This window comes from Klebsiella sp. D5A (genome assembly GCF_001620885.1).
Taxonomy (GTDB): domain Bacteria; phylum Pseudomonadota; class Gammaproteobacteria; order Enterobacterales; family Enterobacteriaceae; genus Klebsiella; species Klebsiella variicola.
Genome location: NZ_LOAR01000013.1, coordinates 134,084 through 160,009 on the forward strand (window position 1 = coordinate 134,084; position 25,926 = coordinate 160,009).

The following is a 25,926-nucleotide window of genomic DNA, read 5'->3' on the forward strand; positions in this document are numbered from 1 at the left end:
GGGAACGACTTATGAAACTAAAGACCACATTGTTCGGCAATGTTTATCAGTTTAAGGATGTTAAAGAGGTGCTGGCGAAAGCCAACGAACTGCGTTCGGGAGATGTGCTGGCGGGCGTGGCAGCGGAGAGTTCGCAGCAGCGCGTGGCCGCCAAGCAGGTGCTCTCCGATATGACGGTGGCCGATATCCGCAATAACCCGGTGATCCCCTATGAGGAGGATTGCGTGACGCGCCTGATCCAGGATGACGTGAACGAAACCGCCTATCAGCGGATCAAACACTGGACCATCAGCGACCTGCGCGAATACGTGCTCAACGACGAGGTCACCAGCGACGATATCGCGTTTGTCCGCAAAGGGCTGACCTCCGAGGTGGTGGCGGCGGTGGCCAAGATCTGCTCCAACGCCGATCTGATCTACGGCGGCAAAAAAATGCCGGTGATCAAAAAAGCCAATACCACCATCGGTCTGCCGGGGACCTTTAGCTGCCGCCTGCAGCCGAACGATACCCGCGACGACGTGCAGAGTATTGCCGCGCAAATCTACGAAGGGCTCTCCTTCGGCGCGGGCGACGCGGTGATTGGCGTCAACCCGGTCACTGACGACGTGGAGAACCTGAGTCGCGTGCTGGATACGGTGTACGGGGTGATCGACAAGTTTTCCATCCCGACCCAGGGCTGCGTGCTGGCGCACGTCACCACCCAGATCGAAGCTATCCGCCGCGGCGCGCCGGGGGGGCTTATCTTCCAGAGCATCTGCGGCAGCGAAAAAGGGCTAAAAGAGTTCGGCGTCGAACTGGCGATGCTCGATGAAGCGCGGGCGGTGGGAGCGGAGTTTAACCGCATCGCCGGGGAGAACTGTCTTTACTTTGAAACCGGGCAGGGCTCGGCGCTCTCCGCGGGCGCTAACTTCGGCGCCGACCAGGTGACGATGGAAGCGCGTAACTATGGCCTGGCGCGGCACTACGATCCGTTCCTCGTCAACACCGTGGTGGGCTTTATCGGGCCGGAGTACCTCTATAACGACCGACAAATTATTCGCGCCGGGCTGGAAGACCACTTTATGGGCAAGCTGAGCGGCATCTCGATGGGCTGCGACTGCTGCTACACCAACCATGCCGATGCCGATCAGAACCTCAACGAAAACCTGATGATCCTGCTGGCGACCGCTGGCTGCAACTACATCATGGGCATGCCGCTCGGCGACGACATCATGCTCAACTACCAGACTACCGCCTTCCACGATACCGCGACCGTGCGCCAGCTGCTGGGTCTGCGTCCGTCACCGGAGTTCGAAGGCTGGCTGGAACGGATGGGCATTATGGCAAATGGTCGTCTGACCAAACGGGCGGGCGATCCGTCACTGTTCTTCTGATGACGCGGGGATGACACATCATGGATCAAAAACAGATTGAAGACATTGTACGCAGCGTAATGGCGTCAATGGGACAGCCACAGACACAGCCAGAGGCCCCCGTAGCGACGACGCCGGCCTGCCACGCTGCCGCGTGCGCCACCGACGCAACAGTGGAAAGCTGCGCGCTGGATCTGGGCTCTGCGGAAGCGAAAGCCTGGATTGGCGTACAACATCCGCACCGCGCCGAAGTGCTGACCGAACTGAAACGCAGCACCGCAGCGCGCGTTTGCACCGGTCGCGCCGGTCCGCGTCCGCGCACCCTCGCGTTGCTGCGCTTCCTGGCGGATCACTCGCGCTCGAAAGATACGGTGCTCAAAGAGGTGCCGGAGGCGTGGGTGAAAGCGCAGGGGCTGCTGGAAGTGCGTTCGGAAATCAGCGACAAAAATCGCTACCTGACGCGCCCCGATCTGGGACGCCGTCTCAGTCCGGAGGCCATCGATGCGCTGAAGGCGCAGTGCGTGATGGAACCGGATGTGCAGGTGGTGGTGTCCGATGGCCTGTCGACGGATGCCATCACCGCCAACTACGAAGAGATCCTGCCGCCGCTGCTTGCCGGCCTGAAACAGGCGGGTCTGAAGGTCGGGACGCCGTTCTTCGTGCGCTATGGCCGCGTCAAGATTGAAGATCAGATCGGCGAGATCCTCGGCGCGAAGGTGGTGATCCTGCTGGTTGGCGAGCGCCCGGGACTTGGCCAGTCAGAGAGCCTCTCCTGCTACGCGGTGTACTCCCCGCGGGTGGCGACCACCGTCGAGGCCGACCGGACCTGTATCTCCAATATTCACCAGGGCGGCACCCCGCCGGTAGAAGCCGCCGCGGTGATCGTGGATTTAGCCAAACGCATGCTGGAGCAGAAAGCCTCCGGTATCAACATGAGCCGTTAAGGAGGCATCATGCCCGCATTAGATTTGATTCGACCCTCGGTCACTGCCATGCGCGTCATTGCCTCGGTGAATGACGGTTTTGCCCGGGAGCTTAAATTACCGCCACATATACGTAGCCTCGGACTCATCACGGCAGATTCTGATGACGTGACGTATATTGCCGCCGATGAAGCGACAAAGCAGGCGATGGTGGAGGTGGTCTATGGCCGCTCCCTGTATGCCGGAGCGGCTCACGGCCCGTCGCCTACCGCCGGTGAAGTGCTGATTATGCTCGGCGGCCCGAACCCGGCGGAAGTTCGCGCCGGGCTGGATGCCATGATGGCGCATATTGAAAGCGGGGCGGCGTTCCAGTGGGCTAACGACGCGCAAGATACCGCGTTTCTGGCGCACGTGGTGTCGCGTACCGGCTCTTATCTTTCATCGACCGCTGGCATCGCGTTGGGCGATCCGATCGCTTATCTGGTGGCGCCGCCGCTGGAGGCGACGTACGGCATCGATGCGGCGATGAAGTCTGCCGACGTTCAGCTGGTGACCTACGTCCCGCCGCCGTCGGAAACCAACTATTCGGCCGCCTTTTTGACGGGAAGTCAGGCCGCCTGTAAAGCCGCCTGCAACGCCTTTACCGATGCCGTTCTCGATATTGCCCGTCATCCTGTTCAGCGTGCGTAACGGAGGGAGCGATGATCAATGCGCTGGGATTGCTGGAAGTGGAGGGCATGGTCGCCGCTGTAGACGCCGCGGATGCCATGCTCAAGGCGGCCAATGTGCGCCTGCTCAGTCATGAAGTGCTCGACCCCGGCAGATTGACGCTGGTGGTGGAGGGGGATCTGGCGGCCTGTCGTGCCGCGCTGGATGCCGGAAGCGTAGCGGCGGAGCGAACCGGATGTGTGATCAGCCGTCGGGAAATCGGCCGTCCGGAAGAGGATACCCAGTGGCTGATCGGCGGTTTTCAGCCACCGCCGCCAGCGCCCCTGCCGCCTGCTGACCCGGCATCATCGGAAGCGTTACTGACGCTGCTGGCATCAGTTCGTCAGGGCATGACGGCCGGCGAGGTCGCCGCGCATTTTGCCTGGCCGCTGGATAAGGCCCGCCAGGCGCTGGATCAGCTCTTTTCCGCAGGGACGCTACGCAAACGCAGTAGCCGCTATCGTCTCAAAAATCCATAACCTGTCGGAGGTGCCGGGAGCGGCTTGCCCCCGGCTTTAACGATTATGAAAAAGCGTCGTTCTGCAAATTTGCACCATCTCTGTTGCGAGGCGTTACCTGAAAATACCCGGCTGACGCCCCAGGTTGAAATTGACAATATTCATCAACGACACACAACCGATGTGTATGAGCACGCCCTGACCATTACCGCCTGGCAACAGATTTACGATCAGCTGCATCCGGGGCAGTTTCGCGGCGAGTTTACCGAAATTCTGCTCGATGAGATCCAGGTCTTTCGCGAATATACCGGGCTGGCGCTGCGCCAGTCCTGCGTGGTCTGGCCGAACTCCTTTTGGTTTGGTATTCCGGCGGCGCGGGGAGAGCAGGGGTTTATCGGTTCGCAGTGCCTGGGCCGGGCAGAAATCGCCACCCGTCCCGGCGGTACGGAGTTCGAGCTCAGCACACCGGATGATTACACCATCCTCGGTGTGGTGATTTCAGAGGAGGTGATTTCTCGCCATGCCAGTTTCCTGCACCACCCGGAGCGAGTGCTGCATATGCTACGCAACCAGTCAGCGCTGGCAGTTCGGGAGCCGCATAAGGCCGCGCTGTGGGGGTTTGTGCAGCAGGCGCTGGCCACCTTCAGCGAGCATCCGGATACCCTTCATCAGCCTGCGGTGCGCAAGGTGCTGCGGGATAATCTGTTGCTGGCGATGGGGACGATGCTGGAAGAGGCGCAGCCGATGGTGAGCGCGGAGAGTATCAGCCACCAGAGCTACCGCCGCCTGCTGGCGCAGGCCCGCGAATATGTGCTGGAAAACAGCGCGGAGCCGCTAACCGTTCTCGACCTGTGCCAGCAGCTGTACGTCAGCCGTCGCACCCTGCAAAACGCCTTCCATGCGATTCTGGGGATTGGCCCCAACGCCTGGCTCAAACGGATCCGTCTGAACGCCGTACGCCGGGAGCTGATAAGTCCCTGGTCAGAGCGGGAGACGGTCAAGGAGGCGGCCATGCAGTGGGGATTCTGGCATCTGGGGCAGTTCGCCACCGACTATCAGCAGCTGTTTGCTGAGAAACCGTCGATGACGCTGCATCATCGCCTGCGCCAGTGGGTGTGAGCGAAGCGACGCCGCTGCCGGGTGGCCAGCCGCCATCCGGCCGTTACAGCCAGTCGCGCACCTGAATAAACTCGCTCAGCGCCGCCTCGGGGCTGCCGGGCTCGGGCTGATAATCATATTCCCAGCGCACCAGCGGCGGCATCGACATCAGAATCGACTCCGTACGCCCGCCGGTCTGCAGGCCGAACAGGGTGCCGCGGTCCCAGACCAGATTGAACTCGACGTAGCGGCCGCGGCGATAGAGCTGAAAGTGGCGCTCGCGCTCGCCGTACGGCGTGGCTTTTCGGCGTTCGACGATGGGTAAATAGGCGTCAGCATAGCCGTTCCCGACCGCCTGCATAAAGGCGAAGCAGTGGTCAAAATCCGGGGTATTCAGGTCGTCAAAGAACAGACCGCCGATACCGCGCTGCTCCTGGCGGTGCTTGAGATAGAAGTAATCATCGCACCATTTTTTATAGCGCGGATAGACGGCTTCGCCGAACGGCAGACACAGATCGCGGGCGGTACGATGCCAGTGGACGGCATCCTCTTCAAAGCCGTAGTAAGGGGTTAAATCGAAGCCGCCGCCGAACCACCACACCGGGTCGGCGCCAGGCTTTTCGGCAATAAAGAACCGCACGTTGGCATGGCTGGTGGGCACATAGGGGTTCAGCGGATGAACCACCAGCGAGACGCCCATGGCTTCAAAGCTGCGTCCGGCCAGCTCCGGGCGATGGGCCGTTGCCGAGGCGGGCATCGCATCGCCATGGACGTGAGAGAAGTTAACCCCGGCCTGTTCGAACACGTTGCCGTCGCGCAACACCCGGCTGCGCCCGCCGCCACCGCCTTCCCGCTGCCAGGCGTCTTCAATAAACGGTGCGCCATCGACAGCGCTCAGCTGCTGGCAAAGGTTGTCCTGGAGCTGGAGCAGAAAAGTTTTAACCTGCGCGGCATCGGGTTTCATTAACGTCTCTTCGAATGGGCTTTCTGGTTATCGAACCAGTGGAAATAGCTGATAATGCCGTTGGCAATCGCGGTGGCGATTTTCTGCCGGAAAGCGGTGGTGCCGAGCAGTTTCTCCTCGTTCGGGTTGGTGATAAACGAGGTTTCCACCAGCACGGACGGAATGGACGGCGACTTCAGCACCACGAACGCCGCCTGCTCGGTATTGCGGCTGTGCAGCTTATGCACCGGTTTGATCTTTTTCAGGATATGCGAGCCCAGCGTCAGGCTGTTTTTAATGGTGTCGGTCTGCACCAGATCGAACAGCACCTGCTGCAGCAGATGATCTTTATCGGTCGCTTTCTTACCGGCAACTTCATCGGCGCGGTTTTCGCGGTCGGAGAGGTATTTTGCCATGGCGCTACTGGCGCCGCGGTTTGACAGCGCAAACACCGAGGCGCCGGCGGCGCTCGGGTTGGTGAAGCCGTCGGCATGGATCGACATAAACAGATCGGCGCCGTGCTGATGGGCAATCTCCACGCGGTCGTACAGCGGGATAAAGGTATCGCCGGTGCGGGTCAGGCGGGCGTCGATGCCGTTGCTGCGCAAAATGCTGCGCACGTTCTTAGCGATCGCCAGCACCACATGCTTCTCTTTCGAACCGTTATGGCCGATAGCCCCGGTGTCGATACCGCCGTGGCCCGGGTCGAGCATCACAACGCGGCGGGCGCCGGCTTTTTTAGCGGCGGGTTTGCTGTGTCCATTTGATGTTTTCAGTGGCTGCTCTTTTGCGCTGACCTGTGCGGCGACGCCACTCAGCGTCATCGCAGCCAGCCCGGCTTTCAGCACCTGACGGCGCGAAGCAAGTATTTTTAAGGGTTTAAAAGTGCTCATTCGGCCTGAATTGTAAACAAGTGATGTCCAATGTTATATCGTATCGCGTTTGCCGTTACGACCATTCAAAATAAGAATTGTTTTACTTTTCATTTCAATACATGACAAAGTCATATTATGCCATTTTTTGTCGCTGATTTCGCCTGATATTGGCTATCAGTTATATTCGCGCCATAATCACTGTTTTTAACCGTCAATGGTGGGGAATACCATGGAGATTCGCGTTTTTCGCCAGCAGGATTTCGAAGAGGTTGTGACGCTGTGGGAGCGCTGCGATCTGCTGCGCCCGTGGAACGATCCGGAGATGGATATTGAGCGCAAGCTGAATCATGACGTCAGCCTGTTTCTGGTGGCGGAAGTGAATGGCGAAGTGGTCGGCACGGTGATGGGCGGATATGACGGTCATCGCGGATCGGCCTATTATCTCGGCGTCCATCCGGAATATCGTGGCCGGGGTATCGCGAACGCGCTGCTCAACCGGCTCGAGAAAAAGCTGATTGCCCGCGGCTGCCCGAAAATCAACATTATGGTTCGTGAAGACAACGACGTGGTGCAGGGAATGTATGAGCGGCTGGGCTATGAATACGCCGATGTCCTGACCCTGGGCAAGCGTCTGATCGAAGATGAAGAATACTGAGTTTATCCCCGCCGATTTTGATGCCCATGGCCGTCTGCGCCTGCCTTTGCTCTTCTGGTGCGTGCTGTTGTTGCAGGCCCGCACGTGGGTGCTGTTTTTGATGGCCGGCGCATCGCGCCAGCAGGGCGACGCGATTCTTAATCTGTTCTATCCCGATCACGACCGCTTCTGGCTCGGTTTACTCCCCGGCGTGCCGGCGGTGCTGGCCTTTCTGCTTAGCGGCTACCGTCAGCGCCTGCCGCGCGCGTGGCGGGCGATGCGCTGGCTGCTGGTGCTATCGCAATTGCTGCTGTTGCTGTGGCAGCCGATGCTATGGCTGAGCGGCGAATCTCCCTCCTCGCTGACCATCGGGCTGCTGGTGGCGGATGGTTATGCCCTGTGGTGGCTGTTAACCAGCCGTCGCCTGGGCGCCTGTTTTCGCCAGACCACCTTTTAAGGGCACTTTTTGCCGATCGTGAACTCCAACATGCGTTGAATGACTCAGAAAGGATTGTGATATGAAATCGCTACGTTTAATGCTCTGTGCGCTTCCGCTGGCGCTGACCGGCTGCTCCACGATGAGCGCAGTCAACTGGTCGGCGGCCTATCCGTGGAACTGGTTTGGCGCTTCTACCGAGGTGACCGAGCAGGGGGTGGGTAAACTGACGGCTTCCACGCCGCTCAATGAACAGGCTATTAGCGATGCGCTGGGGAGCGACTACCGTTTACGCAGCGGGATGAAGACCGATAAGGGCAATATCGTCCACTATTTTGAAGCGCTGAAAGACAACAGCGTGGCGCTGACCATCAATGGCGACAACGGTACCATCAGCCGGATTGACGTGCGTGATGCCGAAATCAAAACCGCCAGCGGCGTGAAAATCGGCACACCGTTTAGCGACCTGTACAGCAAAGCCTTCGGCAACTGCCAGAAAGGCAGCAATGACAATGGCGCGGTCGTCGAGTGTCAGGCCGAGGGGAGCCAGCATATCAGCTATGCCTTTACCGGCCACTGGAGCGGCCCGGACGAGCTGATGCCCTCCGACGATACGCTGAAAAACTGGAAGGTCAGCAAAATTATCTGGCGTCGCTAAATTGATCTGAAGAGACACGATGGCCCTGAAAAACAGTTACAATGGCGCGTTAGCAACGCGACAGCGTTGTAGTTGCATCATTTCAGGAGGAGCGATGTCTCAGGTTCAGAGCGGCATTTTGCCGGAACATTGCCGCGCGGCGATTTGGATTGAAGCCAATGTCAAAGGGGACGTTAACGCCCTGCGCGAAGCGAGCAAAAATTTTGTCGATAACGTGGCCACCTTCCAGGCTAAATTCCCCGACGCCAAACTCGGGGCGGTGGTGGCGTTCGGCAATAACGTCTGGCGTCAGCTGAGCGACGGCGAAGGGGCGGAAGAGTTAAAAGATTTTCCGGTCTATGGCAAAGGGCTGGCGCCGTCCACCCAGTATGACCTGCTGATTCATATTTTATCCGCCCGCCATGAAGTTAACTTCTCGGTGGCGCAGGCCGCGATGGCCGCCTTTGGCGACGCTATCGACGTGAAAGAAGAGATCCACGGTTTCCGTTGGGTGGAAGAGCGTGACCTCAGCGGCTTTGTCGACGGCACCGAAAACCCGGCGGGGGAAGAAACCCGCCGCGAAGTGGCAGTCATTAAAGACGGTGTGGACGCGGGCGGCAGCTACGTGTTCGTCCAGCGCTGGGAGCATAATCTCAAACAGCTGAACCGCATGAGCGTACCGGATCAGGAGATGATGATCGGCCGTACCAAAGAAGCCAACGAAGAGATAGATGGCGACGAGCGTCCGGTCACGTCGCACCTGAGCCGCGTGGACTTAAAAGAAGATGGCAAAGGGCTGAAAATCGTCCGTCAGAGCCTGCCGTACGGCACCGCCAGCGGCACCCATGGTCTCTATTTCTGCGCCTACTGCGCGCGCCTGTATAACATCGAGCAGCAGCTGCTGAGCATGTTCGGCGATACCGACGGCAAACGCGACGCGATGCTGCGCTTCACCAAACCGGTGACCGGCGGTTATTACTTCGCGCCGTCGCTGGAGCGTATCCAGGCGCTGTAATTTCCCCCCTCACCCTAACCCTCTCCCCAGGGGGGAGAGGGAACCGTTCGGTGCGGTTATGGAATCTGCGTGCGGACTCTCTTTCTCCCTCTCCCTCAGGGAGAGGGGCGGGGTGAGGGCATCGGCGACTCAAGCGCTTCAAGTATTCTCTGCATCACCGCATCTTCATACTCTTCAAACTCATTATTCCAGAAGCGTAAAACCCGCCATCCCTGGCTCTGTAGCCAGCGGCTGCGGCGAACATCGTAGGCACGCCTCTCATCGTGTTGGCCGCCGTCCAGTTCAATCGCCAGCCGTGTTGCGCAGCAGGCAAAATCGAGAATATAGGGACCAACGGGATGCTGGCGGCGAAACTTATAGCAAGCAAAATGGCGGTTGCGCAGTCAGTACCCTGGTCGACGTTCTGTTGGCGTTAAGCTACGTCTGAGCTGACGAGCAAATATCTGTGTGTTTTTCATATAAACACAGTGCACGCCTGGCTGCCGTTTGTCACAATGACACGTCTAATCTGCGAGCCGCTTTCAGCAAAGCTTTGCCAGTTGCTTATTCTCTTTTCGACTTCCAAATCGCCAAACGGTATATAAAACCGTTACTCCTTTCGTACCCGTTATAAATATGATGATCATCAGAAAATGTTCAACGTTGATAAGGGTGCGCAATGGCCGTTAAATCACTGAAAAAAGGATATCTGGCGCTGGCGGCTTCCATGCTGCTGGCCGCGCAGGCGCAGGCGACGGAGCTGCTGAACAGCTCCTATGATGTCTCCCGCGAGCTGTTTGCCGCCCTTAACCCGCCTTTTGAGCAGCAGTGGGCGAAGGACAATGGCGGGGACACGCTGACGATTAAGCAGTCGCATGCCGGTTCATCCAAGCAGGCGCTGGCTATTTTGCAGGGCCTGAAGGCGGACGTGGTCACCTACAACCAGGTGACGGACGTGCAGATCCTGCATGACAAAGGCAACCTGATCCCGGCCGACTGGCAAAGCCGCCTGCCGAACAACAGCTCACCGTTCTATTCGACGATGGGTTTCCTGGTGCGTAAAGGCAACCCGAAAAACATTCATGACTGGAACGATCTGGTTCGCTCTGACGTCAAGCTGATTTTCCCGAACCCGAAAACCTCGGGTAACGCCCGATACACCTACCTGGCGGCATGGGGCGCGGCGGATAAAGCCGACGGCGGCGATAAAGCCAAAACCGAACAGTTTATGACCCAGTTTCTGAAGAACGTCGAAGTCTTTGATACCGGCGGACGCGGGGCGACCACCACTTTTGCTGAACGCGGCCTGGGCGATGTGCTGATTAGCTTCGAATCGGAAGTGAACAATATTCGTAAGCAGTATGAGGCGCAGGGATTTGAAGTGGTGATCCCGAAAACCAACATTCTGGCGGAGTTCCCGGTGGCATGGGTGGATAAAAACGTCAAAGCCAATGGCACGGAAAAGGCGGCGAAAGCCTACCTGAACTGGCTCTACAGCCCGCAGGCGCAAACCATCATTACCGACTACTACTACCGGGTAAACAACCCGAAAGTGATGGACGCCCTGAAGGATAAATTCCCGCAGACCGAGCTGTTCCGCGTAGAGGACAAGTTTGGCTCCTGGCCTGAGGTGATGAAAACCCACTTCGCCAGCGGCGGCGAACTGGACAAACTGCTGGCGGCGGGGCGTAAGTAATGTTTGCTGTGTCGTCCAAGCGCGTGCTGCCGGGCTTTACCCTGAGCCTCGGCACCAGCCTGCTGTTTGTCTGTCTGATTTTGTTATTACCGCTCAGCGCGCTGGTGATGCAGCTGGCGCAGATGAGCTGGGCGCAATACTGGGATGTGATCACCAACCCGCAGGTGGTGGCGGCCTATAAGGTGACGCTGCTGTCGGCGTTTGTAGCCTCTATTTTTAACGGCGTCTTTGGTCTGCTGATGGCCTGGATCCTCACTCGCTATCGTTTTCCGGGCCGCACGCTGCTGGATGCCTTAATGGACCTGCCGTTTGCGCTGCCGACGGCGGTAGCCGGTCTGACCCTGGCCTCGCTGTTTTCGGTGAACGGTATTTACGGGGAATGGCTGGCGAAGTTCGATATTAAAGTGACCTATACCTGGCTCGGCATCGCCGTGGCGATGGCCTTCACCAGCATCCCGTTCGTGGTACGTACCGTGCAGCCGGTGCTGGAGGAGCTGGGACCCGAGTATGAGGAAGCGGCGGAAACGCTGGGCGCCACGCGCTGGCAGAGTTTCCGCAAAGTGGTGCTGCCGGAGCTGTCGCCGGCGCTGCTGGCGGGCATTGCCCTGTCGTTTACCCGCAGCCTCGGCGAGTTTGGCGCGGTGATTTTTATCGCTGGCAACATCGCGTGGAAGACAGAGGTGACCTCGCTGATGATCTTTATTCGTCTGCAGGAGTTTGACTATCCGGCGGCGAGCGCGATCGCCTCGGTGATCCTGGCCGCCTCACTGCTGCTGCTCTTTTCCATCAATACCCTGCAGAGTCGCTTTGGTCGACGCGTGGTAGGTCACTAATGGCGGAAGTTACTCAATTGAAACGCTACGACGCGCCCCGCATCAACTGGGGGAAATGGTTTCTGATTGGCGTCGGGATGGTGGTCTCCGCCTTCATCCTCGTCGTGCCGATGCTCTATATCTTTATCCAGGCCTTCAGCAAAGGGCTGATGCCGGTGCTGGAAAACCTGGCCAACCCGGACATGCTGCATGCCATCTGGCTGACGGTGATGATTGCGTTGATTACCGTACCGGTGAACCTGGTGTTCGGTACGCTGCTGGCCTGGCTGGTGACACGTTTTACTTTTCCCGGCCGCCAGCTGCTGCTGACGTTACTGGATATCCCGTTCGCCGTCTCGCCGGTGGTGGCCGGTCTGGTGTATCTGCTGTTTTATGGCTCTAACGGCCCGCTGGGCGGCTGGCTTGATGCGCATAACCTGCAGATCATGTTCGCCTGGCCGGGCATGGTGCTGGCGACCATCTTTGTCACCTGTCCGTTTGTGGTGCGCGAGCTGGTGCCGGTGATGATGAGCCAGGGCAGTCATGAAGATGAAGCTGCGGTGCTGCTGGGCGCTTCCGGCTGGCAGATGTTCCGTCGGGTGACGTTGCCGAATATTCGCTGGGCGCTGCTGTATGGCGTGGTATTGACCAACGCCCGCGCCATCGGCGAATTTGGCGCAGTGTCGGTAGTCTCCGGTTCGATTCGTGGAGAAACGCTGTCGCTGCCGCTGCAAATTGAACTACTGGAGCAGGATTACAATACCGTCGGCTCGTTTACCGCTGCGGCCCTGCTGACGTTAATGGCTATTCTGACCCTGTTTTTAAAGAGTATGTTGCAATGGCGTCTGGCCAATCAGAAAGAACGCGCGCAACAGGAGGGAAATCATGAGCATTGAGATTGCCAATATTAAGAAATCGTTTGGTCGCACCCAGGTGCTGAATGATATCTCGCTGGATATCCCTTCCGGACAAATGGTTGCGCTGCTGGGGCCCTCGGGCTCCGGAAAAACCACCTTGCTGCGAATTATCGCCGGGCTGGAGCATCAGACCAGCGGTCATATCCGCTTCCACGGCACCGACGTCAGCCGGATGCACGCCCGCGACCGTAAAGTGGGTTTCGTCTTCCAGCACTATGCGCTGTTCCGTCATATGACGGTGTTCGATAACATCGCCTTTGGCCTGACCGTGCTGCCGCGCCGTGAACGACCCAATGCGGCGGCGATTAAAGCCAAAGTGACCAAACTGCTGGAGATGGTGCAGCTAGCCCATCTGGCTGATCGCTATCCGGCGCAGTTGTCCGGCGGCCAGAAACAGCGTGTGGCGCTGGCGCGCGCCCTGGCGGTGGAGCCGCAAATTCTGTTGCTGGATGAACCCTTCGGCGCGCTGGATGCGCAGGTGCGTAAAGAGCTGCGCCGCTGGCTGCGTCAGCTGCATGAAGAGTTAAAATTTACCAGCGTGTTCGTCACCCACGATCAGGAAGAGGCGCTGGAAGTTGCTGACCGGGTGGTGGTGATGAGTCAGGGCAACATCGAACAAGCCGATGCCCCGGAGCGCGTGTGGCGTGAACCGTCGACCCGTTTCGTACTGGAGTTTATGGGAGAAGTAAACCGCCTGCAGGGCATTATCCGCGGTGGACAGTTCCACGTTGGCGCGCACCGCTGGCCGTTAGGCTATACCCCAACATACCAGGGGCCGGTGGATCTGTTCCTGCGTCCGTGGGAAGTGGACATCAGCCGCCGGACCAGCCTGGATTCCCCGCTGCCGGTGCAGGTCCTGGAAGCCAGCCCGAAAGGGCACTACACCCAATTAGTCGTTCAGCCTCTGGGGTGGTATGACGAACCGCTGAGCGTGGTGCTGGCGGGCGATGAGGCGCCGTCCCGCGGCGAACGGCTGTTCGTTGGCCTGCAAAACGCGCGCCTGTATAACGGTACCGAGCGTATCGAGCCGCGCGGCGAGCTTGCTCTGGCGGAGTCGGCCTGATAGCTTATTGAGCAGGTCTATCGCCCGGTAAGGCTACGCTTTCCGGGCCTGGAGTTTTTACGCGTCTTGTAGGCCGGGTAAGCGAAGCGCAACCCGGCTTTTTTATTGAGTAAAAATCGTGAATACACTCGAACACACCATCGGCAATACCCCTCTGGTCAAGCTTCAGCGTCTGGGTCCGGACAACGGCAGTGAAGTTTGGGTCAAACTCGAAGGCAATAATCCGGCCGGCTCGGTGAAAGACCGCGCCGCGCTGTCAATGATCGTCGAAGCGGAAAAGCGCGGCGAAATTCAGCCCGGCGACGTGCTGATCGAAGCGACCAGCGGTAACACCGGTATTGCGCTGGCGATGATCGCCGCGCTGAAAGGCTATCACATGAAGCTGCTGATGCCTGACAACATGAGCCAGGAGCGCCGGGCGGCGATGCGTGCCTACGGCGCCGAGCTGATTCTGGTCACTAAAGAGCAGGGAATGGAGGGGGCCCGCGACCTGGCCCTTGAGATGGCGCAGCGCGGAGAGGGCAAACTGCTCGATCAGTTTAACAACCCGGATAACCCCTACGCCCACTACACTACCACCGGGCCGGAAATCTGGCAGCAGACCGCGGGACGTATCACCCACTTTGTCTCCAGCATGGGGACCACCGGCACCATTACCGGCGTATCGCGCTTTTTGCGCGAACAGAGTAAACCGGTGGCCATTGTCGGCCTGCAGCCGGAAGAGGGCAGCAGTATTCCCGGGATCCGTCGCTGGCCGGCAGAGTATATGCCGGGGATCTTTAACGCTTCGCTGGTGGATGCGGTGCTGGATATTCATCAGCAGGATGCCGAGAATACCATGCGTCAGCTGGCGGTGCGGGAAGGCATTTTCTGCGGGGTCAGTTCCGGCGGCGCGGTGGCGGGCGCGTTACGCATTGCCCGTGAAAATCCTGGCGCGGTGGTGGTGGCGATCGTCTGCGATCGCGGCGATCGTTACCTTTCCACCGGCGTGTTCGGCGAAGAACATTTTAGCCAGGGGGCTGGCATTTAATCATCAAGCAGGTCGGTGCCGTAGGAGTTATCGACCGTACACAGCCAGCGCTCGCCCTGCTTCTGAAAGACATAGGTGGCGCGCCGTGTGACCTGGGATATCCCGTCCGCCGTCGGGATATCCAGCCGGGTCTCCATAATCACCAGCGCATTGCCGCCGCCTTCAATAACCTCCATTTTCCCCTGAGTCACCACCAGTCGGTGCTGGAAATAGTCGGCAATGGCGATAAAGGCTTTGCGGATATTCTCTTTCCCTCTGACCACCATGCCCGGTTTGACGACCAGCGCGGCGTCTTCTGCGTAATAGGCCATCAGGGTATCGTAATCTTCCTGTGAGATAGCGCGGTCGCAGGCTTCAATGACCGCCTTCAGTGCCAGGTCAGTGTGATGCATCTCTGGTGCTCCTTCTTGTGAGCGATTTGTCCGCCGCCGGGACTGTTTTATTCGTCCGGGCGAGCAGGGTATGCAGGTAAGACTGTGCCTGCTTTCGTTTACTTTTTCATTAGTTTATCGGCAGCTGCCATCACTCACCTGTGCGGCAGATGCTTCAACATGCCGAATGATACGGCCTGCATCAGGGTTGGTTTAAGACCAGCGCAATATCAGCCGCCAGGCGGGAAATCTCAGCATCACTCAGACGGCCCAGCGACAGGCGCAGCCCGTGCGCAGGCGTTCGGACACCAAATATTTCCCCCTCCCGGACCAGCCAGCCGGCGCGGGCCAGGCGTAAGGCGTAGGGCTGGCTCGCCGCTGGCAGCGGCAGCCAGAAATTGAGTCCATCGCCAGGCGTAGCATGGCTGTGGCCGTGCCGGGCCAGCGCCGCCGCCAGTTTCTCATTCTGCTGGCGATAATGACGACGGGTCTCCGTCATCGAGGCGATAAACGCCTCATCGGTCAGACAGGCCAGCGTCAGGTCCTGCAGCAGATGGCTGACCCACTGGCTGCCGGCGTTAAGCCGCAGGCGCAGCGCCGCTGAGGTATCGGCATCGCTGGCGATAAAGGCCAGCCGCAGGTCTGGCCCGAGGGTTTTTGACATTGAGCGCACCAGCGCCCAGCGTTGCGTACTTGCAGGAAGAGGGGAGTGCCATGGCGTGGCCGACAGCAGGGCAAAATGGTCATCAACAATCGCCAGTACCTGCGGATAGCGGGCCAGCACCTCCCGCAGGGCATGCGCCCGGGTTTCCGTCAGGCTACAGCCGGTAGGATTATGCGCGCGCGGGGTTAAGATCACCGCCCGTGCGCCGTTGCGTAACGCCTCCTCCAGGCCGTCAGGATCCATCCCCTCAGCATCCACCGCCACCGGGCAGGGGGTAAAGCCGGCGTAACGCACCATATTGATGCTGCTGAGAAAACAGGGATCTTCGACCACCACGCCGTCGCCGGGCAGCAGCAGAGCGCACAGCAGACGCTCCAGGGCGTCAATCGCTCCGCTGGCGAGATTCACCGCAAAGGGAACCGCTATCTCTTTGGCAAACCACGCCTCGGCCCATTGACCAAGCCGCGGCTCGATGGGAGCATCGCCATACAGGCGTGGTGTGCGGGCAAGCTGGCCCAGATAACGGGTTAATTCAGGCAGTCTGGCGGGGTCCGGATTGCCGCTGGAGATATCGTTCAGCGGCGTCGTTGGGTCACCGCCCTCCAGCGCCGGCAGCGGATCCCGTGCTTTAATGGCCGTGCCGTTTCGTCCCTGGCTGACGGCCAGCCCGGAGGTGACCAGCCGTTTATAGGCGGCGGCGACGGTATTGCGATTCACCTCCAGCTGGCTGGCGAGCTCGCGTACCGGTGGCAGAACCTCTCCGGGCCGCAACCCACCGCTCTGCACCAGATGGCGGATATGATCGAAGATATCGCTGGCGGTTTTTCCGGTAAACATTATTGACCTATGACAAAATGAAATTTAGCATAGGACGAATCATAATCAGTGCGTGACCCGCTGTCCAGCGGGGGGAGAAAAGATGGGCCAGCAAGATGACATACAATCAGTGCTCTTTCACGACACAAGCCGGGCGTCGGAAGTCGATATCGTCGCTGTGCAGTCCCAGGTAGTCTATGGCAGCGTTGGCAACAGCATCGCGGTTCCGGCCATTAAACAGCACGGTTTGCGCGTGCTGGCGGTGCCGACGGTACTGTTCAGCAATACGCCCCATTATGAGACGTTCTATGGCGGCATTATTCCGGAGGAGTGGTTTGTTGGGTATCTGCAGGCGCTGGAGGAACGCGATGCGTTGCGCGAACTGCGTGCAGTGACCACCGGCTATATGGGCAACGCCGTGCAAATCGAACGTCTGGCACAGTGGCTGACGCGGGTGCGGGCCCGCCATCCCGGGCTGTGCATTCTGGTGGATCCGGTCATCGGCGATGTCGACAGCGGCATCTACGTTAAGGCTGAGATCCCGGACGCCTATCGTCAGCATCTTCTGCCACTGGCGCAAGGGATCACCCCCAATCTGTTTGAGCTGGAAACGCTGAGCGGCCAGCGCTGTCGCAATCAGCAGGAGGCGGTCGCCGCGGCGCGAAGCCTGCTGTCAGATACCCTCAAATGGGTGGTGATCACCAGCGCGCCGGGAGAGGCGCGTTCGACGATAAATGTGCTGGTGGTGACGGCCGATGCGGTGGAGGTGGTGGCCCACCCGCGGGTGGAAACGGACCTGAAGGGAACGGGCGATCTGTTCTGTGCAGAGCTGGTGAGCGGTCTGCTCACCGGCCTGGCGCTGGGGGCGGCGACGCAGGCTGCCGCCCGGCGCGTGCTGGAGGTCATGAACTGGACTGCCGCGCAGGGGTGTGACGAACTGATCCTGCCGCCACGGGAGAAAAACTGATGAAAAGCTATCGGTTAGTGATCCGCCAACAGGGGCGTATTGTCGGTCATTTTGATACCACAGGGGAGGCGGCGCTGGAGGATGCCTGCGTAGCGCGGTCGCTGTTCGGCCTGGCCGGAGGGTACCAGTGCGATCTGCTGGTCTCTGACAGTGAGCGTCGTATTCTGGAGAGCACGCCGGAGGGATTGCGCATCTTGTCCCGGGAGAAGTGCTATCAGCCGGTGACCAGCGCGATATAAAAAAATGGCGCCTTTCGGCGCCATTTTTATGCAGCAAGCATTACTTCTTGATGCGGATAACCGGGGTTTCACCCACAGTCACGCTACCGGACAGTTTGATCAGCTCTTTGATCTCGTCCATGTTGGAGATAACCACCGGCGTCAGGGTAGACTTGGCTTTCTCTTCCAGCAGCGGCAGATCGAATTCGATAACCGGGTCACCGACTTTCACGCGCTGGCCTTCTTCAGCGATACGCTTGAAGCCTTCGCCTTTCAGTTCAACGGTATCAATACCGAAGTGAACGAACAGCTCGATGCCGCTATCAGATTCAATAGAGAACGCATGGTTGGTTTCGAAAATTTTACCAATGGTACCGTCTACCGGCGCGACCATTTTGTTGCCGGTCGGTTTGATGGCAATCCCATCGCCCACAATTTTTTCCGCAAAAACCACATCCGGCACGTCTTCGATGTTGACGATCTCACCGGAGAGGGGAGCAATAATCTCAATAGTTCCGGTGTCTTTCTTGTCATCAGAAACCAGAGATTTCAATTTATCAAACAAACCCATGATCTTCTCCTAAGCAGTAATTTGGGCCGCGCATCTCTTGGATTAGCAGATTGTTTTTTCTTCAATGAACTTGTTAACCAGCGTCATTAACTCGTCCGTTGTCGGTTGAGCAAGAGCCTGCTCTGCTAATACTTTCGCATCTTCGAAGTTCGTATTACGAATAATCTTCTTGATGCGCGGGATGGAAATGGCGCTCATAGAGAATTCGTCCAGCCCCATACCCAGCAACAGAAGTGTAGCACGTTCATCGCCCGCAAGCTCACCGCACATGCCAGTCCATTTACCTTCAGCGTGAGAAGCATCAATAACTTGCTTAATCAGATTCAGTACAGACGGTGACATCGGCTGGTAAAGATGTGAAATCATATCATTACCACGGTCAACTGCCAGAGTATATTGCGTTAAATCATTGGTGCCGATACTAAAGAAATCAACTTCTTTGGCCAGATGACGAGCAATGGTCGCCGCAGCCGGTGTTTCCACCATCACGCCGATCTCAATGGATTCGTCAAATGCTTTACCTTCGTCACGCAGTTCCTGTTTGTAGATTTCGATCTCTTTCTTCAGCGCACGCACTTCTTCAACAGAGATGATCATCGGGAACATAATGCGCAGTTTACCGAAAGCGGAGGCACGCAGGATGGCGCGCACCTGATCGCGCAGGATTTCTTTACGATCCATCGCGATACGCACGGCACGCCAGCCGAGGAACGGGTTCTCTTCTTTCGGGAAGTTCATGTACGGCAGCTCTTTGTCGCCGCCAATGTCCATGGTACGCACGATAACGGCCTGAGAGCCACAGGCTTCAGCCACCGCTTTATAGGCCGCAAACTGCTCTTCTTCAGTTGGCAGCGCGTCACGGTCCATGAACAGGAATTCGGTACGATACAGGCCAACGCCTTCGGCGCCGTTGCGCTCAGCACCTTCGACATCGCGAACGGTACCAATGTTGGCGCAGACTTCAACCTGATGGCCGTCGAGGGTAATCGCCGGCAGATCTTTCAGTTTCGCCAGTTCGGCTTTTTCTTCCGCAACCTGAGCCTGCAGATTACGCAGCGCTTCAATTTGCTCGTTAGACGGGTTGACCAGAACCTGGTTGTTCACCGCGTCGAGAATCAGATAATCGCCGTTTTTCACCTGCGCCGTGATGCTGCCTGTGCCCACGATGGCCGGCAGTTCCAGGGAACGCGCCATGATGGAGGTGTGAGAGGTACGGCCGCCCGCGTCGGTGATGAAGCCCAGCACTTTTTTCAGGTTCAGCTGTGCGGTTTCAGACGGGGTCAGATCGGCGGCGACGAGGATGACTTCATCCTGAATCGCGCTCAGATCGATAATCGACAGACCAAGGATGTTGCGCAGCAGGCGCTTACCGATGTCGCGTACGTCAGCCGCACGTTCTTTCAGGTATTCATCGTCCAGCTCTTCCAGGGCAGTGGCCTGACCTTCGATAACTTCATTGGCTGCCGCGTCGGCAGTCATGTGCTTATCTTTAATCAGGGCTATGATTTCCTGCTCAAGCTCCTCATCTTCCAGCAGCATGATATGCCCTTCGAAGATGGCTTCTTTTTCTTCACCGAAAGTTTCACCAGCTTTGGTTTTGATGACCTCCAGCTGGGCGGAGGCCTTGGCGCGGCCGCTCAGGAAACGTTCGACTTCCTGATCAACCTTATCGGCAGAAATTTTCTTCCGGTCGATGACAATTTCATCTTCCTTCAGCAGCAGTGCTTTGCCGAAGGCGATACCCGGGGATGCTAAAATGCCTGAAATCATAACCCTACCTTACTTGTGACTGATATGAAAAAGAACCCGTGAACTTACTCGAGTTCAGCCATCAGTTTAACCAGATGCTCAACAGCTTTCTGCTCATCTTCGCCTTCAGCGGAGAGGGTCACTACGGTGCCCTGGGTCAGGCCCAGAGTCTGCAGTTTGAACAGGCTTTTGGCGCTGGCGCTTTTGCCGTTGGAGGTTACAGTGATCTCAGAAGTGAAGCCTTTAGCTTCTTTAACAAACTGAGCAGCAGGGCGGGTGTGCAGACCGTTCGGAGCGGTAATGGTAACTTCTTGCTGGAACATTATATTTCCCCAACTTATAGGTTTAGTGTTGTGGACCTAAAGTCTAGTCTAACGACTCGACTTTAGCCTGTATTGTTAGCGCCGGCGTTACGTTTCCGGCCTTGGCGTCGGCAGCGCCTGGCGCTGCGAAGACCTGCGGGCCATTGACGTCTAGCACGTCATTAAACATTATGCCGCGAAAGGAAGACTTGAACCAAATCATAAAATCGATTCAGCTGGCGGAAATCCTCTTCTGAATAATTTCGCGCATCAAAATAAATGTGCTGGTTAAATACCAGACCCTACGAGGTGAATCAATGCCAGGAGGGGTAAAACTTTGACGTATGCCACAAAAAAGCACCTGAAAAGGTGCTTTTTTACACATTATTTACAAGCTGGCACTACTGTTGCAGTTCTTTCTCAGTGAAGAGATCGGCGAACAGCGCGGTGCTTAAATAACGCTCACCTGAGGAAGGCAGGATAACCACAATATTCTTATTGGTAAAGGCCTCATCTTCCTGCAGCTTCAGCGCGGCGGCAACAGCGGCCCCGGAAGAGATACCCGCCAGGATGCCTTCTTCTTCCATCAGACGGCGCGCCGTGGAGATAGCTTCCTCGTTGGTAATGCCGATCACTTTGTCCACCAGCTTCAGATCCAGGTTGCCAGGAATGAAGCCGGCGCCGATGCCCTGAATTTTGTGCGGGCCCGGCTTGAGCTCTTCACCCGCCAGCGCCTGGGAGATGACCGGCGAATCGGTCGGTTCGACCGCGACGGTGATCAGATCTTTTTTGCCCTTGGTGTTTTTAATGTAGCGGCTGACGCCGGTCAGCGTACCGCCGGTGCCTACGCCAGAGATAAAGACGTCCACCTGACCATCGGTGTCTTCCCAGATTTCCGGGCCGGTGGTCTTTTCGTGGATTTCCGGGTTAGCCGGGTTGCTGAACTGCTGCAGCAGCAGGAATTTTTCCGGGTTGCTGGCGACGATCTCTTCCGCTTTCTGAATAGCGCCTTTCATGCCTTTTGCGCCTTCGGTCAGTACCAGGTTGGCGCCCAGCGCTTTCAGCAGTTTGCGGCGCTCAATGCTCATGGTTTCCGGCATGGTTAGCGTTAGCTTGTAGCCGCGGGCCGCCGCCACGTAGGCGAGGGCGATACCGGTGTTGCCGCTGGTCGGTTCGACCAGTTCCACGCCAGGTTTCAGAACGCCGCGCTTTTCAGCATCCCAGATCATATTGGCGCCGATACGGCATTTTACGCTAAAGCTCGGGTTACGAGATTCTACCTTTGCCAGGATACGGCCGTTACCAATGCGGTTCAGTCGTACCAGCGGCGTGTGACCGATAGTCAGGGAGTTGTCTTCAAAAATCTTACTCATGGCCCGTCCTTAACTGTATGAAATTTGGGGGTACGGCATCAGCATACCCGCTTAAAGAATATGCGGAAGTAAGGATTTAGCATATCTATATGCGGAAGGGAAATAATGATAAGCGAGAAGGAATAAGCGAGATATAAGGAGCGGCCTCAGCCGCTCCCGGGGTGAACATGTTGGGGCTATTTCCAGACCGCGTGTTTATCGCGATAACAATCGACCCACATTGCGGTGGCGCCGCAGATGGCCACTGGCAGGATCACCAGGTTTAACACCGGGATCATGGTAAACAGACTGGTGAGCGCCCCAAACTGCATATTCATCACTTTGCGGCTGCGCAGCGCTTCGCGCATGGTCCTGAAGGGGACCTTGTGATTATCAAAGGGGTAATCGCAGTATTGAATCGCCAGCATCCATGCGCTGAACAGGAACCAGAGTACCGGGGCCACCGTCTGGCCAACGCCGGGTATAAAGTAGAGCAGCAACAGCACGATGGCGCGGGGCAGGTACCAGGCCAGCTTCTGCCACTCACGTTTCATGATGCGCGGAATATCCTTCATGATGCCAAAGACGCCGACGTCCGGCGGGGTGGCGCCAGTCAGACGCGCTTCAAGTTGTTCCGCCAGCAGGCCGCTGAACGGCGCAGCTATCCAGTTGGCGATAGTCGAAAAGAAGTAACCAAACACCAGCAGAATCGAGAGCACCACCACCGGCCACAGCAGGTAATTTAGCCACTGCAGCCAGTCCGGCACATGGCTCATCAGCGAGGGGATCCAGCTGTCGAGACGGGTAAATAGCCACCAGAAGGCTCCGCCCATCAGCAGCACGTTAACCAGCAAAGGCAAAAAGACATAACGCCGTATGCCAGGCAGCCCGATGAGTTTCCAGCCCTGCGAAAAATAATAAACGCCGCTACGCGGGGTCGGTGCGGATGATGAAACCATAGCCAGGCAATGCTCCTTTTTTAACATCCAGTGTGAATGCTCGCTTATTTTATCGGGTCGCCAGACAATAACCAGTTAGGAAATGTTCGAAAAAACAGCAAAAAGCACGATTTAGTTCATCTTTATGTGGTGAAAGCGACCGACGCACTTGCACTTGAGGTAATCGGCAAATACTCTTAGTGAGTAAATGTTTGCCGTGGTGGCAAGGTGTTAGAACAACAGAGAATATAATGATGCAGGATTTGCGTCTGATATTAATCATTGTTGGCGCGATCGCCATAATCGCTTTACTGGTACATGGTTTTTGGACCAGCCGTAAAGAACGTTCTTCGATGTTTCGCGATCGCCCACTGAAACGTATGAAGTCGCGCGACGATGAGTCGGAAAACGAAGACTTTGATGATAATGTTGAAGGCGTAGGTGAAGTCCGCGTTCATCCGGTCACTCACGCCCCGCACGGCGCGCATGGGGAGCATGAAGCCCCTCGTCAGGCGCCGCAGCACCAGTACCAGCCGCCTTACGAGCGCCAGATGCAGCAGCCTGTGCGTCCTGATGAACCGGTTCGCCAGCCGCAGCAATCGCCGCGCCAGGCCCCGGTTCAACCGCAGGGACAGCAGCCTGTGCCGCATGCGGCTCCGCAGCCTGGCTGGCAACAGCCGCAGCCCGCGCAGCCGTCCGTGCAACCCCAACATCAGCCGCAGCCCGTTGTGCAGCAGCCCGTCGCACCGCAGCCGGTGACGCCGACCGTTGCCCAGCCGCAGCCAGCCGCCCCGCAGCAGCCTGTGCCACAGCCTGTTGCCGCGCCGCAGCCCGCCGTGGTCGAGCCGCAGCCGGTAGAGCCGCAGCAGCCTGCCGCGCCGCAGCCGAAAGAGCGTAAAGAGACGGTCATTGTGATGAACGTCGCCGCCCATCACGGCGCACAGCTTAACGGCGAGGTGCTGATCAACAGCATCCAGCAGGCCGGCTTCAAGTTTGGTGAAATGAATATTTTCCACCGCCATCTGAGTCCGGATGGCAGCGGCCCGGTACTGTTCAGTCTGGCCAACATGGTGAAGCCGGGGACCTTCAATCCGGACAGCATGGCGGATATGATGACCCCTGGGGTGACTATTTTTATGCAGGTCCCTTCCTACGGTGATGAACTGCAGAACTTCAAGCTGATGCTGCAGTCTGCGCAGTATATCGCCGATGAAGTGGGCGGTGTGGTGCTTGACGATCAGCGTCGCATGATGACGCCGCAAAAACTGCGTGAATACCAGGATCGTATTCGCGAAGTGAAAGACGCGAACGCCTGACGTCCCGCGTTATCTCAACTCCTTCTCAACCCCCGCCTGTCGGGGGTTTTTTATCATTGATGGTGTGATATGGAACCGATCGAACAACAACTGACTGAACTGCGAACCACGCTTCGCCATCATGAATATCTGTACCACGTTATGGACGCACCGGAAGTGCCCGATGCGGAATATGACCGCCTGATGCGCGAGCTGCGCGAGCTGGAGAGTCAACATCCGGAGCTGATTACCCCGGACTCGCCGACTCAGCGGGTGGGGGCGGCGCCACTAACTGCCTTCAGCCAGATCCGCCATGAAGTGCCGATGCTGTCGCTGGATAACGTGTTTGATGAAGAGAGCTTTCTCGCCTTCAACAAGCGGGTACAGGATCGCCTGAAAAGCACTGACGATCTCACCTACTGCTGCGAGCTTAAGCTCGACGGCCTCGCGGTGAGTATTCTCTACGAAAACGGCGTACTGATGCAGGCCGCGACCCGCGGCGACGGTACCACCGGCGAGGATATTACCTCCAATGTGCGAACCATTCGCACTATCCCCCTCAAGCTGCATGGCGAGAATATCCCGGCACGTCTTGAGGTGCGTGGTGAGGTTTTCCTTCCGCAGGCCGGGTTTGAAAAAATCAATGAAGAAGCGCGCCGCACCGGCGGAAAAGTGTTTGCTAACCCGCGTAATGCGGCGGCGGGTTCGCTGCGCCAGCTCGATCCGCGCATCACGGCGAAGCGACCGCTTACTTTCTTCTGCTACGGCGTTGGCGTGCTGGAGGGCGGTGAGCTGCCGGCCAGCCACTCGGCCCGTTTGCAGCAGTTCAAAGCATGGGGACTGCCGGTGAGCGATCGCGTCACCCTGTGTCATACTCCCGAGGAAGTGCTCACTTACTATCGTAAAGTCGAGGAAGATCGTCCTCATCTGGGCTTTGACATTGATGGCGTGGTGATCAAAGTCGATTCGCTGGCGCTGCAGGAGCAGTTGGGTTTTGTGGCCCGCGCGCCGCGCTGGGCCGTGGCCTTTAAGTTCCCGGCACAGGAGCAGATGACTTTCGTCCGGGATGTGGAGTTCCAGGTAGGGCGCACCGGGGCGATCACGCCAGTGGCGCGCCTGGAGCCGGTCCATGTCGCCGGCGTGCTGGTGAGCAATGCCACCCTACATAACGCCGATGAAATCGAACGCTTAGGTCTGAAAATCGGCGACAAGGTAGTGATTCGTCGGGCAGGCGATGTGATCCCGCAGGTGGTCAATGTGGTGCTTTCCGAGCGTCCGGCGGATGCCCGGGATGTTGTCTTCCCGACCCACTGCCCGGTATGTCAGTCCGACGTTGAGCGAGTGGAGGGCGAGGCGGTAGCCCGCTGTACGGGCGGCCTTATCTGCGGCGCGCAGCGTAAAGAGTCGCTTAAGCACTTCGTCTCCCGTCGCGCGCTCGACGTTGACGGCATGGGTGACAAGATCATCGACCAACTGGTGGAGAAAGAGTATGTCCATACGCCGGCGGATCTGTTCCGCCTGAGCGCCGGGAAACTCACCGGGCTGGATCGGATGGGGCCGAAGTCCGCGCAAAATGTGGTCAATGCTTTGGAAAAAGCCAAAGAGACGACCTTCGCACGCTTCCTCTACGCTCTGGGTATTCGCGAGGTAGGCGAAGCGACAGCGGCGGCCCTGGCGGCGCATTTCGGCACTCTTGAAGCCCTGGAGCAGGCTTCCATTGAGGAGCTGCAAAAGGTCCCTGATGTTGGCATCGTGGTTGCCACCCATACCTTCAACTTCTTTGCCGAAGAGAGTAACCGCGATGTCATCGCGCAGCTGCTGGCCGAAGGCGTTCACTGGCCGGCGCTAGTCGTGGTGAAGGCGGAAGAGATTGATAGCCCTTTTGCGGGTAAAACCGTGGTCCTGACCGGCAGCCTGAGTCAGCTATCGCGGGATGACGCCAAAGCGCGTCTCGTCGCGCTGGGGGCGAAGGTGGCAGGCAGTGTGTCGAAGAAAACTGACCTGGTGATTGCCGGCGAAGCGGCGGGTTCTAAGCTGGCGAAAGCGCAGGAGCTGGGCATTGAGGTGATTGACGAAGCCGAAATGATGCGTCTGCTGGGAGAATAAC

Annotated in this window: 27 protein-coding genes and 1 pseudogene; 18 read left to right on the top strand and 10 right to left on the bottom strand. The window is 58.0% G+C overall.

Translation table 11 applies throughout. The features are described 5' to 3' along the window. The first annotated feature begins 11 nt into the window (after nt 1-11). The 5 genes from eutB to eutR are packed head-to-tail and all read left to right on the top strand — an operon-like array spanning nt 12 to nt 4,560. Complete coding sequence (gene eutB / locus AS136_RS19040) at nt 12-1,373, top strand: ethanolamine ammonia-lyase subunit alpha (protein ID WP_012967470.1); 1,362 nt, start codon at nt 12-14, stop codon at nt 1,371-1,373. A gap of 20 nt (nt 1,374-1,393) precedes the next feature. Further along, nucleotides 1,394-2,296: an ethanolamine ammonia-lyase subunit EutC gene (gene eutC / locus AS136_RS19045; protein ID WP_023323081.1), complete on the top strand. Its 903-nt coding sequence runs from the start codon at nt 1,394-1,396 to the stop codon at nt 2,294-2,296. Between the two features lie 9 nt (nt 2,297-2,305). Continuing rightward, the gene (gene eutL / locus AS136_RS19050) at nt 2,306-2,965 is read left to right on the top strand and encodes an ethanolamine utilization microcompartment protein EutL (RefSeq protein WP_008803857.1); all 660 of its coding nucleotides are present in this window, start codon (nt 2,306-2,308) and stop codon (nt 2,963-2,965) included. An 11-nt stretch (nt 2,966-2,976) separates the two neighbouring features. After that, entirely contained in the window at nt 2,977-3,462 is a 486-nt protein-coding gene (eutK, locus tag AS136_RS19055) for an ethanolamine utilization microcompartment protein EutK (protein WP_008803858.1), read from the top strand. Between the two features lie 45 nt (nt 3,463-3,507). Then, nucleotides 3,508-4,560, top strand: coding sequence for an HTH-type transcriptional regulator EutR (gene eutR / locus AS136_RS19060; protein WP_016161617.1), 1,053 nt, complete (start codon nt 3,508-3,510; stop codon nt 4,558-4,560). A gap of 43 nt (nt 4,561-4,603) precedes the next feature. On the opposite strand, the gene hemF is transcribed toward eutR, so the two are convergent. Next, nucleotides 4,604-5,503 (bottom strand): oxygen-dependent coproporphyrinogen oxidase, encoded by a 900-nt coding sequence (gene hemF, locus AS136_RS19065; protein ID WP_023298048.1) that lies wholly within the window; start codon nt 5,501-5,503, stop codon nt 4,604-4,606. Next, nucleotides 5,503-6,375, bottom strand: coding sequence for an N-acetylmuramoyl-L-alanine amidase AmiA (gene amiA / locus AS136_RS19070; protein WP_008803861.1), 873 nt, complete (start codon nt 6,373-6,375; stop codon nt 5,503-5,505). Before amiA ends, hemF begins: the two co-directional genes overlap by 1 nt. A gap of 211 nt (nt 6,376-6,586) precedes the next feature. Here amiA and AS136_RS19075 point away from each other — a divergent pair, with 211 nt between their 5' ends. The 4 genes from AS136_RS19075 (at nt 6,587) to AS136_RS19090 (ending at nt 9,079) form a co-directional block, all read left to right on the top strand. Next, nucleotides 6,587-7,012, top strand: a complete 426-nt coding sequence (locus tag AS136_RS19075) for a GNAT family acetyltransferase (RefSeq protein WP_002913637.1) — start codon at nt 6,587-6,589, stop codon at nt 7,010-7,012. Beyond that, complete coding sequence (locus AS136_RS19080) at nt 6,999-7,448, top strand: DUF2919 domain-containing protein (RefSeq protein ID WP_008803862.1); 450 nt, start codon at nt 6,999-7,001, stop codon at nt 7,446-7,448. Before AS136_RS19075 ends, AS136_RS19080 begins: the two co-directional genes overlap by 14 nt. 61 nt (nt 7,449-7,509) lie before the next feature. After that, nucleotides 7,510-8,085: an RpoE-regulated lipoprotein gene (locus AS136_RS19085; RefSeq protein ID WP_008803863.1), complete on the top strand. Its 576-nt coding sequence runs from the start codon at nt 7,510-7,512 to the stop codon at nt 8,083-8,085. Between the two features lie 94 nt (nt 8,086-8,179). Further along, nucleotides 8,180-9,079, top strand: coding sequence for a Dyp-type peroxidase (locus AS136_RS19090; protein WP_023323080.1), 900 nt, complete (start codon nt 8,180-8,182; stop codon nt 9,077-9,079). A gap of 95 nt (nt 9,080-9,174) precedes the next feature. On the opposite strand, the pseudogene AS136_RS27135 reads toward AS136_RS19090, so the two are convergent. Continuing rightward, nucleotides 9,175-9,537, bottom strand: a pseudogene (locus AS136_RS27135) (endonuclease domain-containing protein). 200 nt (nt 9,538-9,737) lie between these two features. Between AS136_RS27135 and cysP the strand changes: the two are divergent. The 5 genes from cysP (at nt 9,738) to cysM (ending at nt 14,576) form a co-directional block, all read left to right on the top strand. After that, nucleotides 9,738-10,754 carry a thiosulfate/sulfate ABC transporter substrate-binding protein CysP gene (cysP, locus tag AS136_RS19095; RefSeq protein WP_008803866.1) on the top strand — a complete coding sequence of 339 codons (1,017 nt, stop codon included), beginning with the start codon at nt 9,738-9,740 and terminating at the stop codon, nt 10,752-10,754. Beyond that, nucleotides 10,754-11,587, top strand: a complete 834-nt coding sequence (gene cysT / locus AS136_RS19100) for a sulfate/thiosulfate ABC transporter permease CysT (RefSeq protein WP_002913626.1) — start codon at nt 10,754-10,756, stop codon at nt 11,585-11,587. The genes cysP and cysT overlap by 1 nt, the downstream gene beginning before the upstream one ends. Next, on the top strand, nt 11,587-12,462 hold the full coding sequence (cysW, locus tag AS136_RS19105) for a sulfate/thiosulfate ABC transporter permease CysW (protein ID WP_008803867.1): 876 nt from the start codon (nt 11,587-11,589) through the stop codon (nt 12,460-12,462). Before cysT ends, cysW begins: the two co-directional genes overlap by 1 nt. After that, a complete protein-coding gene (gene cysA, locus AS136_RS19110) occupies nt 12,452-13,546 on the top strand; it encodes a sulfate/thiosulfate ABC transporter ATP-binding protein CysA (RefSeq protein ID WP_012540937.1) in 1,095 nt (364 codons plus the stop codon). The genes cysW and cysA overlap by 11 nt, the downstream gene beginning before the upstream one ends. 118 nt (nt 13,547-13,664) lie before the next feature. Next, entirely contained in the window at nt 13,665-14,576 is a 912-nt protein-coding gene (gene cysM / locus AS136_RS19115) for a cysteine synthase CysM (protein WP_012540938.1), read from the top strand. Here cysM and AS136_RS19120 read toward each other — a convergent pair. Together AS136_RS19120 and ptsJ are read right to left on the bottom strand one after the other, a co-directional pair. After that, the gene (locus tag AS136_RS19120; protein ID WP_008803870.1) at nt 14,573-14,968 is read right to left on the bottom strand and encodes a YybH family protein; all 396 of its coding nucleotides are present in this window, start codon (nt 14,966-14,968) and stop codon (nt 14,573-14,575) included. The genes cysM and AS136_RS19120 overlap by 4 nt on opposite strands. 181 nt (nt 14,969-15,149) lie before the next feature. After that, nucleotides 15,150-16,448 carry a MocR-like B6 salvage transcription factor PtsJ gene (gene ptsJ, locus AS136_RS19125; RefSeq protein WP_023323079.1) on the bottom strand — a complete coding sequence of 433 codons (1,299 nt, stop codon included), beginning with the start codon at nt 16,446-16,448 and terminating at the stop codon, nt 15,150-15,152. Nucleotides 16,449-16,530: 82 nt separating this feature from the next. Between ptsJ and pdxK the strand changes: the two genes are divergently transcribed. Then, complete coding sequence (gene pdxK, locus AS136_RS19130; RefSeq protein WP_012540940.1) at nt 16,531-17,394, top strand: pyridoxine/pyridoxal/pyridoxamine kinase; 864 nt, start codon at nt 16,531-16,533, stop codon at nt 17,392-17,394. Further along, nucleotides 17,394-17,633: a hypothetical protein gene (locus tag AS136_RS19135; protein WP_012540941.1), complete on the top strand. Its 240-nt coding sequence runs from the start codon at nt 17,394-17,396 to the stop codon at nt 17,631-17,633. Before pdxK ends, AS136_RS19135 begins: the two co-directional genes overlap by 1 nt. Nucleotides 17,634-17,673: 40 nt before the next feature. On the opposite strand, the gene crr is transcribed toward AS136_RS19135, so the two are convergent. The 5 genes from crr to cysZ all read right to left on the bottom strand — a co-directional run bounded on the left by crr (nt 17,674) and on the right by cysZ (nt 22,545). Continuing rightward, the gene (crr, locus tag AS136_RS19140) at nt 17,674-18,183 is read right to left on the bottom strand and encodes a PTS glucose transporter subunit IIA (protein ID WP_008803873.1); all 510 of its coding nucleotides are present in this window, start codon (nt 18,181-18,183) and stop codon (nt 17,674-17,676) included. Nucleotides 18,184-18,225: 42 nt separating this feature from the next. Then, nucleotides 18,226-19,953 carry a phosphoenolpyruvate-protein phosphotransferase PtsI gene (gene ptsI / locus AS136_RS19145; RefSeq protein WP_008803874.1) on the bottom strand — a complete coding sequence of 576 codons (1,728 nt, stop codon included), beginning with the start codon at nt 19,951-19,953 and terminating at the stop codon, nt 18,226-18,228. Between the two features lie 44 nt (nt 19,954-19,997). Continuing rightward, nucleotides 19,998-20,255 carry a phosphocarrier protein Hpr gene (gene ptsH, locus AS136_RS19150; RefSeq protein ID WP_002913505.1) on the bottom strand — a complete coding sequence of 86 codons (258 nt, stop codon included), beginning with the start codon at nt 20,253-20,255 and terminating at the stop codon, nt 19,998-20,000. A gap of 380 nt (nt 20,256-20,635) precedes the next feature. Continuing rightward, nucleotides 20,636-21,607, bottom strand: a complete 972-nt coding sequence (gene cysK / locus AS136_RS19155) for a cysteine synthase A (RefSeq protein ID WP_012540942.1) — start codon at nt 21,605-21,607, stop codon at nt 20,636-20,638. Nucleotides 21,608-21,783: 176 nt separating this feature from the next. Further along, the gene (gene cysZ, locus AS136_RS19160) at nt 21,784-22,545 is read right to left on the bottom strand and encodes a sulfate transporter CysZ (RefSeq protein ID WP_008803876.1); all 762 of its coding nucleotides are present in this window, start codon (nt 22,543-22,545) and stop codon (nt 21,784-21,786) included. A gap of 230 nt (nt 22,546-22,775) precedes the next feature. Here cysZ and zipA point away from each other — a divergent pair, with 230 nt between their 5' ends. Together zipA and ligA are read left to right on the top strand one after the other, a co-directional pair. Beyond that, nucleotides 22,776-23,840 (top strand): cell division protein ZipA, encoded by a 1,065-nt coding sequence (zipA, locus tag AS136_RS19165; RefSeq protein ID WP_044649661.1) that lies wholly within the window; start codon nt 22,776-22,778, stop codon nt 23,838-23,840. Nucleotides 23,841-23,909: 69 nt separating this feature from the next. Beyond that, entirely contained in the window at nt 23,910-25,925 is a 2,016-nt protein-coding gene (ligA, locus tag AS136_RS19170; protein WP_063266905.1) for an NAD-dependent DNA ligase LigA, read from the top strand. Nucleotide 25,926: the final 1 nt, after the last annotated feature.

Bases quoted from the DNA above. Each gene is read 5' to 3' on its own strand.
- eutB (WP_012967470.1), top strand. From the start codon at position 12: ATGAAACTAAAGACCACATTGTTCGGCAATGTTTATCAGTTTAAGGAT.
- eutC (WP_023323081.1), top strand. From the start codon at position 1,394: ATGGATCAAAAACAGATTGAAGACATTGTACGCAGCGTAATGGCGTCA.
- eutL (WP_008803857.1), top strand. From the start codon at position 2,306: ATGCCCGCATTAGATTTGATTCGACCCTCGGTCACTGCCATGCGCGTC.
- eutK (WP_008803858.1), top strand. From the start codon at position 2,977: ATGATCAATGCGCTGGGATTGCTGGAAGTGGAGGGCATGGTCGCCGCT.
- eutR (WP_016161617.1), top strand. From the start codon at position 3,508: ATGAAAAAGCGTCGTTCTGCAAATTTGCACCATCTCTGTTGCGAGGCG.
- hemF (WP_023298048.1), bottom strand. From the start codon at position 5,503: ATGAAACCCGATGCCGCGCAGGTTAAAACTTTTCTGCTCCAGCTCCAG.
- amiA (WP_008803861.1), bottom strand. From the start codon at position 6,375: ATGAGCACTTTTAAACCCTTAAAAATACTTGCTTCGCGCCGTCAGGTG.
- AS136_RS19075 (WP_002913637.1), top strand. From the start codon at position 6,587: ATGGAGATTCGCGTTTTTCGCCAGCAGGATTTCGAAGAGGTTGTGACG.
- AS136_RS19080 (WP_008803862.1), top strand. From the start codon at position 6,999: ATGAAGAATACTGAGTTTATCCCCGCCGATTTTGATGCCCATGGCCGT.
- AS136_RS19085 (WP_008803863.1), top strand. From the start codon at position 7,510: ATGAAATCGCTACGTTTAATGCTCTGTGCGCTTCCGCTGGCGCTGACC.
- AS136_RS19090 (WP_023323080.1), top strand. From the start codon at position 8,180: ATGTCTCAGGTTCAGAGCGGCATTTTGCCGGAACATTGCCGCGCGGCG.
- cysP (WP_008803866.1), top strand. From the start codon at position 9,738: ATGGCCGTTAAATCACTGAAAAAAGGATATCTGGCGCTGGCGGCTTCC.
- cysT (WP_002913626.1), top strand. From the start codon at position 10,754: ATGTTTGCTGTGTCGTCCAAGCGCGTGCTGCCGGGCTTTACCCTGAGC.
- cysW (WP_008803867.1), top strand. From the start codon at position 11,587: ATGGCGGAAGTTACTCAATTGAAACGCTACGACGCGCCCCGCATCAAC.
- cysA (WP_012540937.1), top strand. From the start codon at position 12,452: ATGAGCATTGAGATTGCCAATATTAAGAAATCGTTTGGTCGCACCCAG.
- AS136_RS19120 (WP_008803870.1), bottom strand. From the start codon at position 14,968: ATGCATCACACTGACCTGGCACTGAAGGCGGTCATTGAAGCCTGCGAC.
- ptsJ (WP_023323079.1), bottom strand. From the start codon at position 16,448: ATGTTTACCGGAAAAACCGCCAGCGATATCTTCGATCATATCCGCCAT.
- pdxK (WP_012540940.1), top strand. From the start codon at position 16,531: ATGGGCCAGCAAGATGACATACAATCAGTGCTCTTTCACGACACAAGC.
- AS136_RS19135 (WP_012540941.1), top strand. From the start codon at position 17,394: ATGAAAAGCTATCGGTTAGTGATCCGCCAACAGGGGCGTATTGTCGGT.
- crr (WP_008803873.1), bottom strand. From the start codon at position 18,183: ATGGGTTTGTTTGATAAATTGAAATCTCTGGTTTCTGATGACAAGAAA.
- ptsI (WP_008803874.1), bottom strand. From the start codon at position 19,953: ATGATTTCAGGCATTTTAGCATCCCCGGGTATCGCCTTCGGCAAAGCA.
- ptsH (WP_002913505.1), bottom strand. From the start codon at position 20,255: ATGTTCCAGCAAGAAGTTACCATTACCGCTCCGAACGGTCTGCACACC.
- cysK (WP_012540942.1), bottom strand. From the start codon at position 21,607: ATGAGTAAGATTTTTGAAGACAACTCCCTGACTATCGGTCACACGCCG.
- cysZ (WP_008803876.1), bottom strand. From the start codon at position 22,545: ATGGTTTCATCATCCGCACCGACCCCGCGTAGCGGCGTTTATTATTTT.
- zipA (WP_044649661.1), top strand. From the start codon at position 22,776: ATGATGCAGGATTTGCGTCTGATATTAATCATTGTTGGCGCGATCGCC.
- ligA (WP_063266905.1), top strand. From the start codon at position 23,910: ATGGAACCGATCGAACAACAACTGACTGAACTGCGAACCACGCTTCGC.